This window comes from Asanoa hainanensis (assembly GCF_900188485.1).
GTDB classification, from domain to species: domain Bacteria; phylum Actinomycetota; class Actinomycetes; order Mycobacteriales; family Micromonosporaceae; genus Asanoa; species Asanoa hainanensis.
Genome location: NZ_FZPH01000010.1, coordinates 115,914 through 131,963 on the forward strand (window position 1 = coordinate 115,914; position 16,050 = coordinate 131,963).

The following is a 16,050-nucleotide window of genomic DNA, read 5'->3' on the forward strand; positions in this document are numbered from 1 at the left end:
TTGCCGCACGTGCACCAGGTTGGACACAGATCAGGGGAGGCCGGGAGCTTGGCCGACGACGACGCTGAGCTGCTGCGCGCGCTCAACGAAGAGCACGGAGACGCACTCTTCGCGCACGCGCTGCGGTTGGTGAGCGGCGACCGGCAACGGGCCGAAGACCTGGTGCAGGAGACGATGCTGCGGGCGTGGCGCCATCCGGAGGCGCTCGACCCGGAGCGCGGCTCCGTGCGGGCGTGGCTGTTCACTACCGCACGACACCTCGCCATCGACGCGTGGCGCCGGCGGACGTCGCGGGTCGGCGAGGTGGTGACCGACGACCTGCCCGAGCCGCCGCCGGAGGTCGACGAGGCCGACCGGGCGGTCGAGGCGTGGACGGTCGCGGAGGCGTTGGGCCGCTTGTCGCCCGCGCATCGCGACGTCATCGTCGAATGTTTCTACCAGGGACGCTCGGTCGCCGAGGCCGCCGTCCGGCTGGGCGTGCCACCAGGCACGGTGAAGTCGCGCACGCACTACGCGCTGCGCTCGTTGCGCCTCGTACTGGAGGAGATGGGGGTGACCCAGTGACGAACTGCCCGCACGCGCTCGACGACGGCTCCTACGTTCTGGGTGCCCTGTCGCCGAGCGAACGAGCCGAGTACGAACGGCACCTCGCCGGCTGCCCGGCGTGCCGGGAGGCGGTCGCGGAGATCGCGGTGCTGCCCGGCCTGCTCGGACGGCTGGCCGATCCGGACCAACTGGATCTGTCCGCTGCTTCGCCTCCGCCGGACCGGCTGCCTTCTTTGCTCACGCGGGTCGGCGACGAACGGCGGCGTTCGCTGGTTCTTCGCCGGCGGCGGCGGGTGGGCGCAGTGCTTCTCGCGGCCGGGCTCGCGGCCGTGGTCGGAGTCGGGGTCGCGGGCGTCGACGCCGGCTGGTTCGGTGGCCGCGCGGGCGCCGGGTCCGTCGCCGCTCGGGGCACGCAGATCACCGGCAAGCTGGTCGCCATGCAGCCCGTCGGCAACACGGTGCCGATCACCGCCGAGATCGGCATCAACGGCACCAAGTGGGGCACCGAGATCAGCATGCGGTGCACGTACAAGGCCGGTGGGGACAGCTCGAAGTCGTGGACGTTCCGGCTCGTGGCCCACGGCGCCGACGGGGCCAAGGAGCAGGTCGGCTCGTGGGTGGCCGCCGCCGGTGAGACGGTCGAGATGAACGGCGCGACGCGGTTCACCGGGCGGGAACTGGTCCGGTTGGAGCTGACGCGGTACGACGGGACAGCGCTGCTGGCGTACGACGTGCCTTAGCTAGGTCGTCGCGTTTGCCAGCTCTTGTCGTTCGGCTTTGTTCGCGCGGGCCGTGCGTCGTGCCGTGCGGAGGCCGTCGGCGGTGAAGACGATCAGCGCGAGCCAGACCAGGGCGAAGCCGGCGAGCCGGGCCGGTGGCATCGGCTCGTGGTAGAGGAAGACGCCGAGGGCGAGCTGCAGGCTCGGTGTCAGGTACTGGAGGATGCCGAGCGCGGTCAACGGGATCCGGTTGGCGGCGCCGGCGAAGAAGAGCAGTGGGATGGCGGTGACCGCGCCCGCGAGGACCAGCAGGATCGTGATGTGCGCGTCGTCGCCGAAGGTGCTGGTCGGGGTGCTGGTCAGGTAGAGCAGGTAGGCGAGGCAGGGCAGCGCGAGGACGCCGGACTCGACCAGGAGCCCCTCCGCCGCGGCGAGCCTGAGCCGCTTCTTCACGAGTCCGTAGCCGCCGAAGCTGACGGCCAGGGTGAGCGCGATGTACGGCAGCCGCCCGTAGTCGATCGTGAGCACCGCGACGGCCCCGGCCCCGATGCCGACTGCCAGCCACTGCAGTGGCCTGAGCCGCTCCCTGAGCACTGTCACGCCGAGGACGACGGTGACCAGGGGATTGATGAAGTAACCGAGGGCGGTCTCGACGACGCGGTCGCTGTTGACGCCGTAGATGTACATCCACCAGTTGACGGCGAGCAGGGTGGCGGCGAAGGCGATGGCGGCGAGGGCGCGGGGTCGTTTCAGTAATGCCAGCAGCTGTTTCCCGCGGCGCAGGGCGAGCAGGATCAACGCGACCAGCACCACGGACCAGACCACGCGGTGGGCGAGGATCTCGACGGAGCCGGCCTGGTGCAGTTGCTTGATGTAGATCGGCATGAACCCCCAGAGGAGGTACGCGCCGAGGCCGAACAGGTATCCCTTGCGCAGTTCGGTCATGGGGTGTTCCGCCGGTCGATCTCCATCCACCGGTCCGGTCGGGCGACCGGCACGAAGCCGGCTTTGGCGTAGACCCCGTGCGCGTCCTTCGTCGCCAGGATGATCCGCAGGACTCCGATGTCGGCGAGCAGGTCACGTGCGGTCTCGGCGAGCCAGGTCCCCAGGCCGTGACCCCGCTCGTCGTTGTCGACGTAGACGTCACACAACCAGCCGAAGGTTGCCCGGTCGGTAACGATCCGGGCGAACGCGACCTGGGTCTGGTCGTCGGTGCGATAGACGCCCAGGGCGATGGAGTTTTCTAGGGAGCGCTCGACGATGTCGCGGGGGCGGTTGGCGGCCCAGTAGGAGTCTGTCGAGAGCCAGCGGTAGACCCGGTCGACGTCGATCTGGCTGGGGTCCGACGAGAGCAGATGCCCGCCTCGAACCTCGCTCCAGACCGGAACGTCAGACGCCGCGGCGGTGCCCGTGGCGCCGCCGTTGGCGGTGCCGTCGGTGGGTGCGGTTGGGCGCGCGCCGGCCCTGGTGGTCGTGTCCACGCAGCCGACGTTAGCCCGCGACCGATCGACGGTCGCGGGCCAATGCGGTGCTCGCGGCCCTGTTAAGGGCCCTTTTCCTAGCCTTTTGCCGGCGCGATCAGTCCCGATCGAAGATCAGGCCGAGCACCCAGGTGACGAGGCTCACGAACAGCGCGCCCAGCACCGCCGCGGGCCAGAAGCTCTCGACGTCGAACGGCAGGTCGACCTGCTCGGCGATCCACCCCGTCAGCATGAACAGCAACGCGTTGACGACGATCGCGATCAGCCCGAGGGTCAGGATGTAAAGCCCACACCCGAGCGTCTTGATGATCGGCTGCAGCACGGCGTTGACCACACCGAAGATCACCGCGACCAGAATGACGGTCAGCACCACCTGACCGGTCGAGTCGGTGTCCAGCGTGATGCCGGGAATGATCAGAGTCGCCAGCCAGAACGCGAACGCCGTGGCCAGCAGCCTGACAACAACACCTTTCATGAAACCCATGCGCGGCATAGTGCCATGGAGATCGCCGCTAGTCGCCCCCTCACAGTGAGTTCCCAGACCTGGTCACAGACTGCAACGCATCGACGTCGTTCGGTGTTGCCGCATCGTGCCAGTCGGTAGCCGGCCCGATCACCGACTGCTCGATCGGCGTCGCCGCCAACACCGCCCACCGCAACGAGTCACCGCTGATGACCGCCACCATGTCGGCACGGATCCGGCTCAGCCATTCGGTGGCCGCGCCGAACCCGAGAGCGCCGGCGGCGATGGCCGCCTCCCCCGGCCCAAGAGGCCCCAACACGACCAGGTCCGCGGCCGTGAGCAGCTCGACGTCCGTTTCGGTTAGCTCGTCCCGCACGGTCAGCACGGCCCGCCATCGCTGGCCCGGGTCCGCGACGGCGGTCTGGTTGTCGACCGCTGGACCGTCATCGGCCTCGTCCTCGTTGCCCACCTCGAGCACATGTCGTCTCGCCGAACGAGCGGCACGCGGGTCGGGTTTACCTCCGCCGGCCGTCTTTCCACCGGCGTCGCGCTCGACGCCGTCAACGTGGGTTGGGCTTTCCGGGTGGGCGGAGCTCTCCAGGCGGGCTGAAGTACCACGGGTGGCAACGTCGACAATCGTCAACGAGGGCTCCGACGCCGTCGGCGAAGCGCCCGAATCACTCGAGCTCAACTGGGCCGAGCCGGGCCGGCCCGTGCCTACCGCGCCCGCCGATCCGCGCCAGCCCGTGCTTGGCCAGTCTGTGCGTGGCTGTCCCGCGCCTGGCCCGTGGCCGTCTGACCGGGGGGCAGATGGCGGTGGCGTCGTCTGTAGTCGGGCCGTGGCTGGTCGGGCCGCTAGCGATGACGTCGTTTGCGGTCGGGCCGTGGGTGGTTGGGCGGCTGAGGAGCTTGCGGTTGGTTCTCGGGTGAGTGGCGCGCCGCGGGATCGAGCCCAGCGTTGGAGCGGCTCGGCGTCCGGGGTGACGGTCATGGCTCCGCTCGCCGCGCCAAGCTCTTCGGCGAACTCGTGCCAGCCGGCCCACCTGCGTGTCCGCACGTCGATGCGGGCGCCCAACGCCAGCGCGCGCAGCGCGAAGATCTGTGCCGTCGGTAGGGCACCCACCACGACGATCCGGGTGCCAGTTGGCCGGAACAGCCGCGCGACCAACGGGGCGCCGTGCCGGTCGTAGCCCAACACCATCCCGGCGGGTGGCAACGCCTCGCTCGCTGGTGCGACCTCGACCGGGCCCGCGGGCTGGCTCGACCCTCTCCGGGGCCGCGGGCTCGGTCTTGGCCGGCCGGGGTTGCCGGGCGTCGATGGGCTCTCGGGTGCGACCGCCCTGGTGGATCTCGGCAGGAGAGTCCGCTTGCCGCGGGTTGGCAGGCCCAGCGTCGCCGAGTGGCCGGCGAACGGCAGCGTTTCGGCGACCGCGCAGCGGTGATCGCCGTCGAGGCGCTGGACGGCCGCACCCGCTGCGGCCGCGAGTTGACCAAGAGCCTGATCCGCGTGTGCGAGATGTTGTGGCGACTCGCCGGCGAGGCGGACTCGCAGAACCACGTCCGGAGCGGCGGTGACGGCGGCCGACACGGTCGTGGCGGCTGCCGGGAGGCCGAGCAGCCGGCCCACGACCCGCGCCCGGTGTGCCGAGCTCTCCTCGCCCGGCGGGTTGGGAAGCGTCATGCGGTAGCACGCCTGCCACAGCCCGCCGATCGTGACGAACGGCCAGCGGTCGCCGACGCGGGATCGGCCGTCGTGGTGGGCGAGCTCGGCCACCGTGGCCAGCGCGTCGTCGCGGTCGAGGCGGCGGTGGGGGCCGATCCTCCGCGCGACCCGGCGGCTGATGCTGGACATCGTCGGACGTAGCGCCGTGTTCGACCATCCCGGCGGCCGCACCACGCGGAGGACGACGAAGATCCGGCACTGCGCCAGCACGCTGTCCTGGGTCAACTGCCGGTAGGACGCCGCCGCGGCGGTGCGGGCCATTCGCGGCCGGTCGGCGGCGATCAGTAGGTCCAGCCTGGCTTGCGGCGGGTCGGCAACCTGGTCGACCGGGCCCGCGATGTCGACCAGGCCCGTGATGTCAGGTAGCGCGAAGGGCGCTGTCGCGAGGACGGGCTGGTCCAGCTCGAAGACGGCCACGAGCCCGTCCGCGTCGACGAAGCCGCCGTCGGGCGTCGTGGCCAGGTCGGGCACCAGGAAACGGATCAGGTCGCCTGGCGCGGTCTGTGCCGGCAATACGTGCCGTCGTGTCGCGTATCGGACGCCCGCTGCCAGCCACTGGAACAGCCACCGGTCGCGTACACGGGCAAAAGCGACGACGAACACCATGGCGGCGACCACGCCGGCGGCGCTGACCAGGAGCGGGCCGCGGCCGGCAGCCGCCAGAACCAGAGCGACCGCTGCCTGGGCGGCGACCACCTGCCCGGCCCGAATACGCATCCATTGTGGAGCGGCCAGAACGGGCTTTCGCGAGGGGTCCACCGTCGTCGATGTCATCGCGGTAGCCTCCCCTCCGTATTCGGCGCGGTTACCCACCGCATCCTAGGGCCGCCACTGCCCACAAGGGAGACTTGATGCCGTCGCGGCAGGACCAGCTGCAGTCGCACCAGTTCATGGTGCAGCGCGTGGTGTCGGCCCTGGTCATGCGTGAGACGGACCCTGAGCAGCCGCCGTTTCGGCGGGCGGCCGGCGCGACCCTGGCCGGGGTGCTCGTGGCGGCGATCGCCTTGGCGGGATTCGTCGTATATGGCGCGCTCGTCGACAGCGGCAGCACCGCGTGGCGTGACACCTCCGCGGTGATCGTCGAGCGGGAGTCGGGTGCCCGCTACGTCTATCGCGAGGGCAGGCTGCACCTGGCCGTCAACTACGCGTCGGCGTTGCTCGCGGTCGGTGCGCCTCGGCCGAAGACGGTGCTGGTGTCGCGCCGCTCCATCGAGGACGTGCCGAGGGGCGGCACTCTGGGCATCGCGGATGCGCCGGACTCGCTGCCGGCAGCGGGCCGCCTGCTCGGTCCACCGTGGACCGTCTGCGCACTGCCCGGGCCTGGTTCGGCTCTGCTCGTCGGTGCGCCGGGTGCGGGTGGCACGCCACTGGGTGATCGCGGGCTGCTGGCGCGACATTCGGACGGCTCCCTGCATCTCGTGTGGCAAGGTCATCGTTATCGGGTGCGCGACCCGCGCCTCGCGTTGACCGCGCTCGGCTGGACGACCGCGCCGGTCCTGCCCGCCCCAGTGTTGTTGGACGCGTTGCCGGCAGGTGCTGACCTGGCGGTGCCCCGCATCGCCGGAGCCGGCGAGCCTTCCCCTGGCGTGCCAACCGCACTGATCGGTGAGGTCTTCGTCGTGACCAGCCAGGGCGGCGGGCGGCAGTATGCGGTGGCATTGCGCGACGGCCTCGCCGGCATCACGCAGGTGCAGGCCGACCTGCTGTTGACGGCCGCTCGGCAGGACGGGCCCACGGACCTGAGCCAAGGACTGCTGGCAAACACCGCCAAGGTGCCGGATCTGGTGCCGGACGGGCTCGTGCCCACGGTGACCCCTTCCCTCGTCGAGTCGGTCGGGCGTGCGTTGTGCGCCGAGGTGCGTGACGGCCGCGGCGTCGCCGACGTCGTGGTCGATGCCGACCTGCCTGATGTGGCGGATGCCGTCAGATCACGGCGTGGCGGCGGCGCAGACTACGTGGTCGTGCCCCCAGGCCGGGCCGCCCTCGTGGAGGCGGTCGCGGATGACGGCCGGACCGGCGGGACGGTCAGCATCGTCACGGACCTCGGCCGCCGGCACGTGCTGGTGGGTGCGGAGACGCCGGCGATGCTCGGCTATGCCGGCGTGCGGCCGCTGCGCCTGCCGTCGGCGGTGGTCGCCTTGATCGAAGAGAGTGCATCCCTTGATCCTGCCCGGGCGAGGGAGCCGATTTGAGGTTATCCACAGGCAGAAAGTTGTCCACAGTCGGTGTTCCCAGGGCTACCGAACGTGTGCCCTGGGGGTCTAGCGTCAGCGACGGCATGCGAGACATTCGCCAACTTCGACGTGATAGCGGGGTGACGTCCGGGTGTCCCAGACCCAGGCCCAGGCGGCGGTGATGCAGCAGACGGCGGCCAGGTTCGAGCAGGTCGACCAGACGCTACAAAGCATGCTGACCAGCCTCATGGCCGAGCTAGCCGTCCTGCAGACGGCTTGGCGTGGAGCGGGTGGCCGCTCGTTCGAGCAGGTCAAACAGCAGTGGTCGCAGGACCAGGCCGCGATGCAGCGCGCCCTGCGCGAAACGGCCGGGGCGATCCGCAGCGCCGGCAGACACTACGAGGCCGCGGACGGCGATGCCGCGAGCCGGATCGCCATCACCAACCGCGGCATCCAGCTGCCGTTGTAAAGGAGAGCCGTGATGAACGACGACGTTCTGGTCGTCAACTTTCCCGCGCTGCAGCAGGCCAGCGCCGATATTCAAAGGGCGCTCAACACCCTCGACACCCAGCTCGGCCAGCTCGAGCGCGATGCCGCGCCGCTCATCGCCACGTGGGACGGCGAGGCCAGGCAGGCCTACGACCAACGCCAGTCCCGCTGGCGCACCGCCTCCGCGGACCTGCAGTCGATGCTCCGCGACATCAAGCGGGCGCTGGACGACTCCGCGGCCGACTACCTGAGCACGGAAAAGAGGAACACCAGTCTCTTTCAGTGAACGGACGAGAGGCGCGGACGTCCGTGGTGTCCAGAAAGTCCGTGCCGCTTGTCACCCGGTCGCGGCGTTGCGGGTGATCTGCATCCACGTCGCGGTCAACTACCGCTAGCGTCACGCCGGTGCTGGTTGCCAGGTCCGGTGGGCCGGGCGCGGACGAAGGGTCCGTGCGGTCACCGGAGCGGGTCGCCAGGACGCGGTTCGGAGCGTGCCCGTGTGCGTTGGCGGGGACGGTGACGGAGACCTAGGCAACTGGCAAGATGACGATTGGCAGGGAGAAGGCGGCGGCGACTACGGTCGCGAAGGGACGTGGTGCGCAGCCGGCGTTCGTCGAGCACCTTTCGGGTCTACCTATGGGTCCGAATCGGGAGGGTTTCGACGGTGGGCACGGTGAGTCCGCCCGCGACGTCCCTACATCGTGATCTAGCCGACACCTTGTAGGTTGTACGCGATGCGTCTGGCCTGTCCGGGAAGGAGGTGGCCGTGACCGACTGGGAACCGGCCACCGAGGTCGAGGCCGCGATGCGAGACGCGCTCCGTGCTGGCGACCAGGAACTCTACTTCCGTATCCTGGCTCGCTCCGAGCTCCTGCTGCCGGTCTCCTCGGACGCGCTCGCCGGAAGGGCTCAGGTCGGTTGGGGCACCTGGACCACCAACGGCCGCACGCACGTCCTCGCCTTCACGTCCGGTGAGGCCCTGCGCATCTGCCTGGCCGACAACGCCGGGTCGGCGCGGCGCATGCCCTACCACGACCTCGCCGCCACCTGGCCCAACCTGGAGTGGTGGCTCGCGGTCAACCCCGGCCTGCCGATCGAGGGCTACCTCCCCGCGTGGTTCGTCGCCCAACTCGCGCGTGGCGACGTCAAGCTGCCGGGCCGCACCATGGGTGCCCGCGCACGCCTTGACCGGGCCGAGTCCGCCGCGCGCGCTCGCGCCCGGGCGTCCGTGCCCGGGCAGGTCGTCCAGGGCGAGATCATCGAGCCTCCGTTCGTCGACCGCGCCGCTGCCGTGACCGGTCCGGTGCTCGAGCCGGACAGCATCGAACCGCCGCAACGCAACCGTCCGACCCGGCCGCCGGGATTCGACTCGCCGCTGGCGTCCATGCGTCGGCGGGGCGGGGTCCCGGCGCCGACCGATGCGACTCCTTCATCGCCCGCCGCACCACCGCCGTTCCGGCCCGTCCCGACACCCCACGTCACCGACGTCACGCCAGAGCCCTACCGGTCGCCGATGCCGCCGCCGCAGGTCGCCGACGTCACCCCCGAGCCGTACCGGTCGCCGATGCCGCCCCCGCAGGTCACCGACGTCACGCCGGAGCCGTACCGGTCGCCGATGCCTGCGCCGCAGGTCGCTGATGTCACCCCGGAGCCCTATCGGTCGCCGATGCCTGCGCCGCAGGTCGCTGATGTCACCCCAGAGCCCTATCGGCCGCCGACGCCGCCGCCGCAGGTCACCGACGTCACCCCCGAGCCGTACCGAACGCCTATGCCACCGCCGCAGGTGGGCGACCCGGCGCCGCATCGGCAGCGCCCGGTCCAGCGGCCCGCGGCCAACGGCGAGTCGGCCTGGCCGCCGCCGGTGGTCCACGGAGACCCGACGCCGAGGCCGTTGCGCCAGCCGACGGACCCGCCGCGGGACGCAACCGAGCGTCCTACTCCTTCCATGCGGCCGCGATCGCCGTTCCGGGACGACCCCGCGCGGTCGAGCCCGCCTGGGCGGTTCGCGCCGCCGCGTCCGCCGCGTCCCCAGGCCCGGCCCACGTCCGGTGGGGGCTTCTTCGGCGGGTCGGACCAGCCCGAGCAGGGTCAGTCGCCGAGCCGGTCCGGAACTCCGGGTCGTGACGACCAGCGTCAGCCGAACTGGTCGCCGGCCAACGGCGCCGCCACGAGCGTGCCGCACGAGACCAGACCATCAGCGGGTACGCCCAACGGGTCCGCCACCTCGCCGTCGCCTTGGCCGGCCGCTGGTCGGGACGCGCCGGGTTGGGCCGACAGCACACCTCCCGCCCGCCCAGCACCCGCGTGGCCGGCCGCGCCCGCGCCATCACCTACGGCCTCGCCATCCGACGCGTCAGCACAGCCCTGGGCTGCCCGGCAGCCCGGGCCGGACCTGTCCGGCGCGAACGGGCCCCGGACCGACCGCCCGGTCGGCTCCGGACCCAGGTCCTCCTCGGACCTGGGCCCGGTTCGCCGGACGCCCGGCCAGTCCTGGCCCGAGACCCCGGTCGGAGGCGCACCGCGACCCCAGGAGCCGCCGGCCGCGCAGCCGTGGCCAGGCCAGCAGCCCGGTTCCGTTCCCGGTGGGCCCACCGGGTTGGGTGACGCGTCCTGGCCCGGACGCGCCAGCGGCTCCGCTCCCGCCCAACGCTGGGCTGACCAGGGCTCGGACGCGCCCGCCAGCAGCGGTGCTGCCTCATTCCAACCGGTCTCCGGCACACCGGCGTCCACGACGCCGCAGTCCTGGGACCGGATGGCCTCGACCCCGGCGGCTCCTGTCGGCGACCCGCAGAACGCCGCGGCGGATCGGTGGACAGACCTGCACGCGCCCGCGACGCCGGTCGAGCCCGCGCCCGTAGTCGGGGCCAAGCCGACGCCGCGCGCCACGGACCTGTGGTCGGACCAGAAACGCTCCGACCCGACAGCGACCTCGGAACCGGCGGCACGCGCCACCGATCTGTGGTCGGCCCAGCAGCCCGCCGGTGGCCCGGCCACGGCCGCGGAGAAGCCGCGAGCGACCGACCTGTGGTCCGCCCCGCGGCCGCTTGGGGAGCCGGCGCCAGCAGCGGCAGGACAGCCACCTGCGACGGACTCGTGGTCTGGCGACCCGGGCGGGTCGCAGGCGGGGTCGGCGAAGCCACGGGCCACGGACCTGTGGTCCGGAGACCCGGTCGCCGGCGGACCACAAGCGGGTTCGGGCAAGCCACTTTCCACCGACCTCTGGTCGGGCGGGCAACCGACCGACGGCCTCGAGCACCCAGGCTCAGACCAACCCCGCGCCACAGACCTGTGGTCTGGTGAGCGGCCGGCGGCGGGGTCTGTCGACGGCGTCCAACGCTCGGGATCGGACAAGCCCGAGGCTACGGGCTTGTGGTCTGCTGAGCGGCCGGTCGCTGGCGCGGCCGAGGATGCGCCTCAGGTCGATTCGGACCAGTCGCGCGCCGCGGAGCTGTTGTCCGGCGGACAGCCGAACGGGTCCGTCGACGCTGCGCGGGCGGATGCCGGCGGGCCGCGAGCCGCGGACTTGTGGTCGGACTCGAAGCCAACCGAGACCGGCGAGCCGGCACCGCGTGGCCAGCAGCCGGCGGAGAGCAAAGCACCGACGGCGTCGGACCTGCCGGGTGCCACGGACCTTTGGAAAGCGCGGGCAACGGCCGCTGAGCCGGCAGCGCGGGCTACCGACCTGTGGTCGGGCCAGACGTCGACCGTGGCCGAGACGGCCAGGCCACAGTCGGCGGGTGACCAGAGCAGGACCGAGGACGGGGTCGCTGGAGAAGCGGCATCCAGCCCCGGAAGTCTGTGGTCCGGGCAGAAGCCCGACGAAGCGGTTCCGGCCAAGCCTGCTGCCGCGGACCAGTGGTCCGGGCAGAACACGGAGTGGTCCGGGCAGAACACGGAGCCGGCCAGGTCCGCGGAGTCGGCCAACGCCGAAGAGCCTGCCGAGTCAGGGTCGCTTGGCACGGACCTGTGGTCAGCAGCGGAGAGCCAGCCGGGCGCAGCGGAGTCGACTCCCCGGGCGGTCGACCTTTGGGCGAACCAGACAACCGAGCAGGCCAGGACCGACCAGCCCGCCAAGACCGACCAGCCCGTCAAGACCGACGAGCCCGCTAAGACCGATGGGTCGGCCAACACCGACGAGCCGGACACCACCGACGAACCAGCCGCGGCGCCTGCCGTCAGCCTTTGGGCGGAGCAGAAACCGGCCAGCGACCCCGCGGACCTGTGGTCCGGCGACAGCCCGGCCGGCACCCCATCCCTGTCGTGGTCGGACGCCGCCTCCGCTGGCACTGCGGAGAACCCCGTGACCACTCCGGCGACGTCCTGGTCGGGCCGGGCCTCGACCGGCACGGACCGGCAGTGGACCGATTCAACGACACCGGCGAGCGACGACGCGGCCGCGCACTCGTGGGCCGGCCGCACGCCGACCACCGGCACGACCGCGTCGTCCTGGATGGAGCGACCGGTCGCGCAGCAGGAGCCTTCGGTCTTCGCGGCCAACGCCGGGCCGGTGCCGGCCGACTTCGTGCCGGCCAACGACGTCGAGGAGAGCCTGCTCACGGCCGCCGGTTCCGGCAGCACCGACACGTTCCTGTCGACCCTGTTGCTGGCCCGGGTGTTGCTTCCGGTGTCCACCGAGTCCGCGAAGAACGCGCAACCCGGGAGCGACGGCTTCGTCTGGCGCACTGAGACCATCGACGACGAGCCCTTCGTCGTCGTGTTCACCTCGGCCGAGCGGATGGCCGAATACCTGGACAAGGGCACGGAGACCGTCACCGTCAAGTTCGTCCGGCTGATCAACAGCTGGCCGAAGGAGAACTGGTCGTTCGCGGTCAACCCGGGCACGCCGGTGGGCGCCAAGCTGCCAGGTGCCCAGATCGTCGCGCTGGCGAGTTGGGCGGCCGAGGTCGGGCTTTCCTCGGGCGACGACGAGCCGGTGGTCGCCGCGGCGCCCAAGGAAGAAGCACCGGCGCCGGATCCCGCGCCCGCTGCCGTCGACGCCGCGCTGCCGACGATGATGCAGAAGACGATCGCGCCGAGCCAGGTCGACTACTACCTGGAGCGGGGCTACGACCGGGTCTCGGGCTTCGTGCACCGGGTCACCGAGGTCTCGCACCTGCGCACCCCAGCCCAACTGTTCACCGCGCTCGGTCTCGGCTACGCGAGCAGCCCGTTCGCCGCAGACGCCGGCGAGGTCTACGTGTTGCGCTGGCCGGCTTACCGGCCGAGCCTTTACCGGATCCCGTACGGCGGCCAGAACGAGAACGCCATGCGGGCCATGGAGGGCTGGGTCATCGAGCGGTCGCCCTTCCGGGGCAACGGTTTCGCGCCCGGCGAAGGCAGCGACGTGATCGCGGAGTTCAAGGTGGACAGTGCCCGGTTGCCACACGGTGCCCAGCTCTGGCTGATCCGCGCCGACGGTTCCGAGAAGGTGGTCGCCACCCTCGACGCCGACGCGCCCGGCTGGACCCGGGCCGGTGACCAGTGATGCGCGACGGCTACGTGGCCCGCTGGCAGGACCGCGAGTACGACGCCAGCCCGGACGGCGACCAGGTCCGCATCTACCAACCGGACCCGGCCGACGGCTTCACCGAGGTACGCGCTGGGCGGCACGTCAAGGTCGTCCCGGTGGCCGAGGTCGCCGAGCTCGCGTACGTGCGGACCACCTGTTCCTGGAAGGGCGAGCCGTTCATCGTGCTGGCCGAGCACGACGGGTGGCTACGGGTGGAATACACGGGCGGTCGCGCGCCGATCGCCGAGTCGTTGGGCCTCGAAGCGTTCGACTTCGGCGTCTACCAGGGCTGGGCGCCCGCCAACGAGGTCACCGACCTCCGCGAGCACCGCGCATAAGCCGCGCAGACCCTAGGACTTCGCCCACCTCAGCACCTCGCCCAGCACCAGGTCCGGCGCCTCCAGGTGCGGATAGTGGCCGACACCTTCCAACAGGCGCCACTCGTACGGCGCCACGCAGTAACGCCCGGAGCCCTGCGCCGTGCGCGGCAGCACCGCGGTGTCCAGCGCACCGTGCAGCTGCAACGTCGGCGTGGTCAACGGCGTCTGCATCTGCTTGACGAACCGGTAGCCGTGCAGGCGCAACACCGACCGGAACGCCCACCGGTAGCCCTCCAGCGCGCAGAACGCCGCCTGCGGGATCCGCATCGCCGACTGGCAGCGCCGCACGTAGTCGGCGAACCCGGGAGTCGCCGGCCAAGCCGGCCCCGACCAGCGACGCAGGAACTCACCGACCATCGCCGCACCGTCGCGCACCAACACGTGCTCGTACCGCGGCAGCTGGAACCGCAACGTCGGGGTCGCGGCGCTGAACTGCCCGCGCGGATCCGCGAAGATCGCGGCGCGCAGCCGCAGCGGATGGGCGGCGCCGAGCACCACCAGCCGCCGCACCATCTTGGGATGGAACGCCGCGGCGGCCCAGCCGACCATCCCGCCGAACCCGGCGCCGACGATCGTGGCCTGCCGCTCGCCGAGGGCCCGGATCAGCCCGGCCACGTCGGCCGCCATGGTGAACCCGTCGTACCCTCGCGGTGGCTTGTCGCTGGCACCGTATCCGCGCATGTCCACCGCGACCGCCCGGAACCCGGCGTCGGCGACCGCGGGCAGCATCTCGTGCCACGCCCACCAGAACTCGGGGAACCCGTGCAGGAACAGCACGAGCGGCCCGGTGCCGGCCTCCACGATGTGGAAGCGGTTGCCGTTGGCGCCCACCGACCGGTGCGTCCACGGCCCGTCGACCAGCACGCTCGTCTCGTCCACCTGCGGTTCCATCCGGCCAGCGTAGGTCAGCGGCGCCCCTAACCGGCTCCGGAGATCTCCCGGAGCCCGTCCTAAGGGATTACCGTCAGGGGTATGACACTTCCTGTCCCTTACGTCGACGTCAGTGGTACGCCGGGTGAATGTGGCTTCGCGTATGGACAGGCCGCGCGCGAGCGGATAGTCGCGAACCTGGACCTCTACGCCGGTCGCTTCCTGGCCGTGGGGCTCGACGCGACCACCACGAGAAGCGCCGGCGAGACGTTCCGGGCGCAGACCACGAAGCGCTACCCGCGGATCGCCGAGATGCTCGACGCCACCGCCGAGGGCGCCGGCGTCGCGGCCGGTGATCTCTACGCGGTCAACGCCCGCACCGAGCTGATCTACGGCACGCCCCCGGACGGCGCGGCGGGCGGCTGCACGGTGCTCGGCGCGCTGGGCACGCACACGGCGACCGGGCACACCTTGATGGCGCAGAACTGGGACTGGCACCCCGACCAGCGCGACGCGATGCTGCTGCTGAGCACGACCGACGAGCGCGGTCACCGGGTCGTCGCGTTGACCGAGGCCGGCATGCTCGCCAAGGCCGGCCTCAACTCCGCCGGCCTCGGCATCTGCGTCAACATGTTGACCACCGACCGCGACGGCGCCTCGAAGGACAACCCGGGCGTGCCGTACCACGTGGTGCTCCGCGCCGCCCTGGAGAGCGACACTCTGGGCCGCGCCCTCAAGGCGGTCGTGCCGAGCCCCCGCAACGCCTCGATGAACCTGTTGCTCGGCCAGGCCGGCCCGGCCGGCGGCGAGCTCGTCGACCTGGAGCTCGTGCCGGGTGTGGCCGGCTGGCTCCATCCCGAGGGCGGGGTGCTCGCGCACGCCAACCACCTGGAGACCGCGCTGCCCGTGCGCGACCTGGTCAACGACTTCGGCGGGTCCACGCTGTTTCGCGCGGCCCGGGCCAGGCGGCTGCTGACCGCGGCGGCCGAGCCGGGCAAGCTGACCGAGGACGACCTGGCCGCGATCCTGCGCGACCACCAGAGCTACCCCAACGCGATCTGCCGGCACGTCGACGAGCACGACGCGTACGGCGAGCGGTCCGAGACGGTCTACGCGGTGCTGATGGACCTCGACGAGCGCCGGATCGGGATCGCGCAGGGCCCGACCTGCGACCACGGGTTCACCTGGGTCGAGCTCACAAACGCTTGAACGAGATGAGCTCGTACGGAATGCCCTCGCCACAGTCGATCTTCGCGCGCAAAGGACCTACCTCGGCGGTGATGTAGCTGCCTTCCTCGAGGGTGAGGCCGGCGGCGCTGTGCAGGGCGAAGCGCTGGTTGTCGTCGTTGACGACCGCGTAGCACGGCCCGGACCCGCCCTTGACCACCCGCCCGCCGATCCGGCCGCCCTCGATGTAGTCGCTGGGCGTCGACGGACCGACCTTCGGCGGAACCGGCGGCGGCACCGGAGGCGACACCGTGCCGCCACCGTCCCGCGGTGCGACCGAACGAGTGGGCGCATCGGACGAAGACGCGGCTGATGGCGTCGGCATGGCGGTTCCTCCCTCCGCACCACAGGCGGTCGTCAACGCGACCGCCAGCAGCAGGCCGGCGAAGGCGACGGGGCGATGTGTCACGGGCACCTTCCTTGGACGCTACGACGCTCGTCCTGGTTCCAGACGAGGAACGCCCCCCGC

Annotated in this window: 14 protein-coding genes; 8 read left to right on the forward strand and 6 right to left on the reverse strand. The window is 71.6% G+C overall.

Annotated elements, in window-relative coordinates; genetic code table 11:
* The first annotated feature begins 69 nt into the window (after positions 1 to 69).
* Positions 70 to 564 carry a sigma-70 family RNA polymerase sigma factor gene (locus CHC05_RS23675; RefSeq protein WP_245871192.1) on the forward strand — a complete coding sequence of 165 codons (495 nt, stop codon included), beginning with the start codon at positions 70 to 72 and terminating at the stop codon, positions 562 to 564.
* On the forward strand, positions 561 to 1,286 hold the full coding sequence (locus CHC05_RS23680; RefSeq protein WP_089252473.1) for an anti-sigma factor family protein: 726 nt from the start codon (positions 561 to 563) through the stop codon (positions 1,284 to 1,286). The genes CHC05_RS23675 and CHC05_RS23680 overlap by 4 nt, the downstream gene beginning before the upstream one ends.
* Here the strand turns inward: CHC05_RS23680 and rarD are convergent, their stop codons facing one another.
* The 4 genes from rarD to CHC05_RS23700 form a co-directional block, all read right to left on the reverse strand.
* Positions 1,287 to 2,210 carry an EamA family transporter RarD gene (gene rarD, locus CHC05_RS23685; RefSeq protein WP_089252475.1) on the reverse strand — a complete coding sequence of 308 codons (924 nt, stop codon included), beginning with the start codon at positions 2,208 to 2,210 and terminating at the stop codon, positions 1,287 to 1,289. It abuts the gene before it with no gap.
* Entirely contained in the window at positions 2,207 to 2,620 is a 414-nt protein-coding gene (locus CHC05_RS23690) for a GNAT family N-acetyltransferase (RefSeq protein WP_245871193.1), read from the reverse strand. Before CHC05_RS23690 ends, rarD begins: the two co-directional genes overlap by 4 nt.
* Before the next feature lie 223 nt (positions 2,621 to 2,843).
* Positions 2,844 to 3,230, reverse strand: a complete 387-nt coding sequence (locus CHC05_RS23695; protein ID WP_089252479.1) for a phage holin family protein — start codon at positions 3,228 to 3,230, stop codon at positions 2,844 to 2,846.
* A gap of 40 nt (positions 3,231 to 3,270) precedes the next feature.
* Positions 3,271 to 5,706 (reverse strand): hypothetical protein, encoded by a 2,436-nt coding sequence (locus CHC05_RS23700; protein ID WP_144022734.1) that lies wholly within the window; start codon positions 5,704 to 5,706, stop codon positions 3,271 to 3,273.
* A gap of 77 nt (positions 5,707 to 5,783) precedes the next feature.
* Here CHC05_RS23700 and eccB point away from each other — a divergent pair, with 77 nt between their 5' ends.
* From eccB to CHC05_RS23730, 5 genes are all read left to right on the forward strand, one after another.
* Positions 5,784 to 7,124 carry a type VII secretion protein EccB gene (gene eccB, locus CHC05_RS23705; RefSeq protein ID WP_089252483.1) on the forward strand — a complete coding sequence of 447 codons (1,341 nt, stop codon included), beginning with the start codon at positions 5,784 to 5,786 and terminating at the stop codon, positions 7,122 to 7,124.
* 133 nt (positions 7,125 to 7,257) lie between these two features.
* Positions 7,258 to 7,575 carry a WXG100 family type VII secretion target gene (locus CHC05_RS23710; RefSeq protein ID WP_089252485.1) on the forward strand — a complete coding sequence of 106 codons (318 nt, stop codon included), beginning with the start codon at positions 7,258 to 7,260 and terminating at the stop codon, positions 7,573 to 7,575.
* Between the two features lie 12 nt (positions 7,576 to 7,587).
* Positions 7,588 to 7,881 carry a WXG100 family type VII secretion target gene (locus CHC05_RS23715; protein ID WP_089252795.1) on the forward strand — a complete coding sequence of 98 codons (294 nt, stop codon included), beginning with the start codon at positions 7,588 to 7,590 and terminating at the stop codon, positions 7,879 to 7,881.
* A 480-nt stretch (positions 7,882 to 8,361) separates the two neighbouring features.
* On the forward strand, positions 8,362 to 13,080 hold the full coding sequence (locus CHC05_RS43295; RefSeq protein WP_342745670.1) for an SseB family protein: 4,719 nt from the start codon (positions 8,362 to 8,364) through the stop codon (positions 13,078 to 13,080).
* Complete coding sequence (locus CHC05_RS23730; RefSeq protein WP_089252487.1) at positions 13,077 to 13,442, forward strand: hypothetical protein; 366 nt, start codon at positions 13,077 to 13,079, stop codon at positions 13,440 to 13,442. The genes CHC05_RS43295 and CHC05_RS23730 overlap by 4 nt, the downstream gene beginning before the upstream one ends.
* A gap of 12 nt (positions 13,443 to 13,454) precedes the next feature.
* Here CHC05_RS23730 and CHC05_RS23735 read toward each other — a convergent pair whose 3' ends face one another.
* Positions 13,455 to 14,375, reverse strand: coding sequence for an alpha/beta fold hydrolase (locus tag CHC05_RS23735; protein WP_089252489.1), 921 nt, complete (start codon positions 14,373 to 14,375; stop codon positions 13,455 to 13,457).
* An 81-nt stretch (positions 14,376 to 14,456) separates the two neighbouring features.
* On the opposite strand from CHC05_RS23735, the gene CHC05_RS23740 reads away from it, so the two are divergent.
* Complete coding sequence (locus CHC05_RS23740) at positions 14,457 to 15,563, forward strand: C45 family autoproteolytic acyltransferase/hydrolase (RefSeq protein ID WP_089252491.1); 1,107 nt, start codon at positions 14,457 to 14,459, stop codon at positions 15,561 to 15,563.
* Here the strand turns inward: CHC05_RS23740 and CHC05_RS23745 are convergent.
* Positions 15,550 to 15,990, reverse strand: coding sequence for a hypothetical protein (locus CHC05_RS23745; protein WP_089252493.1), 441 nt, complete (start codon positions 15,988 to 15,990; stop codon positions 15,550 to 15,552). The two genes, CHC05_RS23740 and CHC05_RS23745, sit on opposite strands and share 14 nt — an antisense overlap.
* Positions 15,991 to 16,050 lie beyond the last annotated feature (60 nt).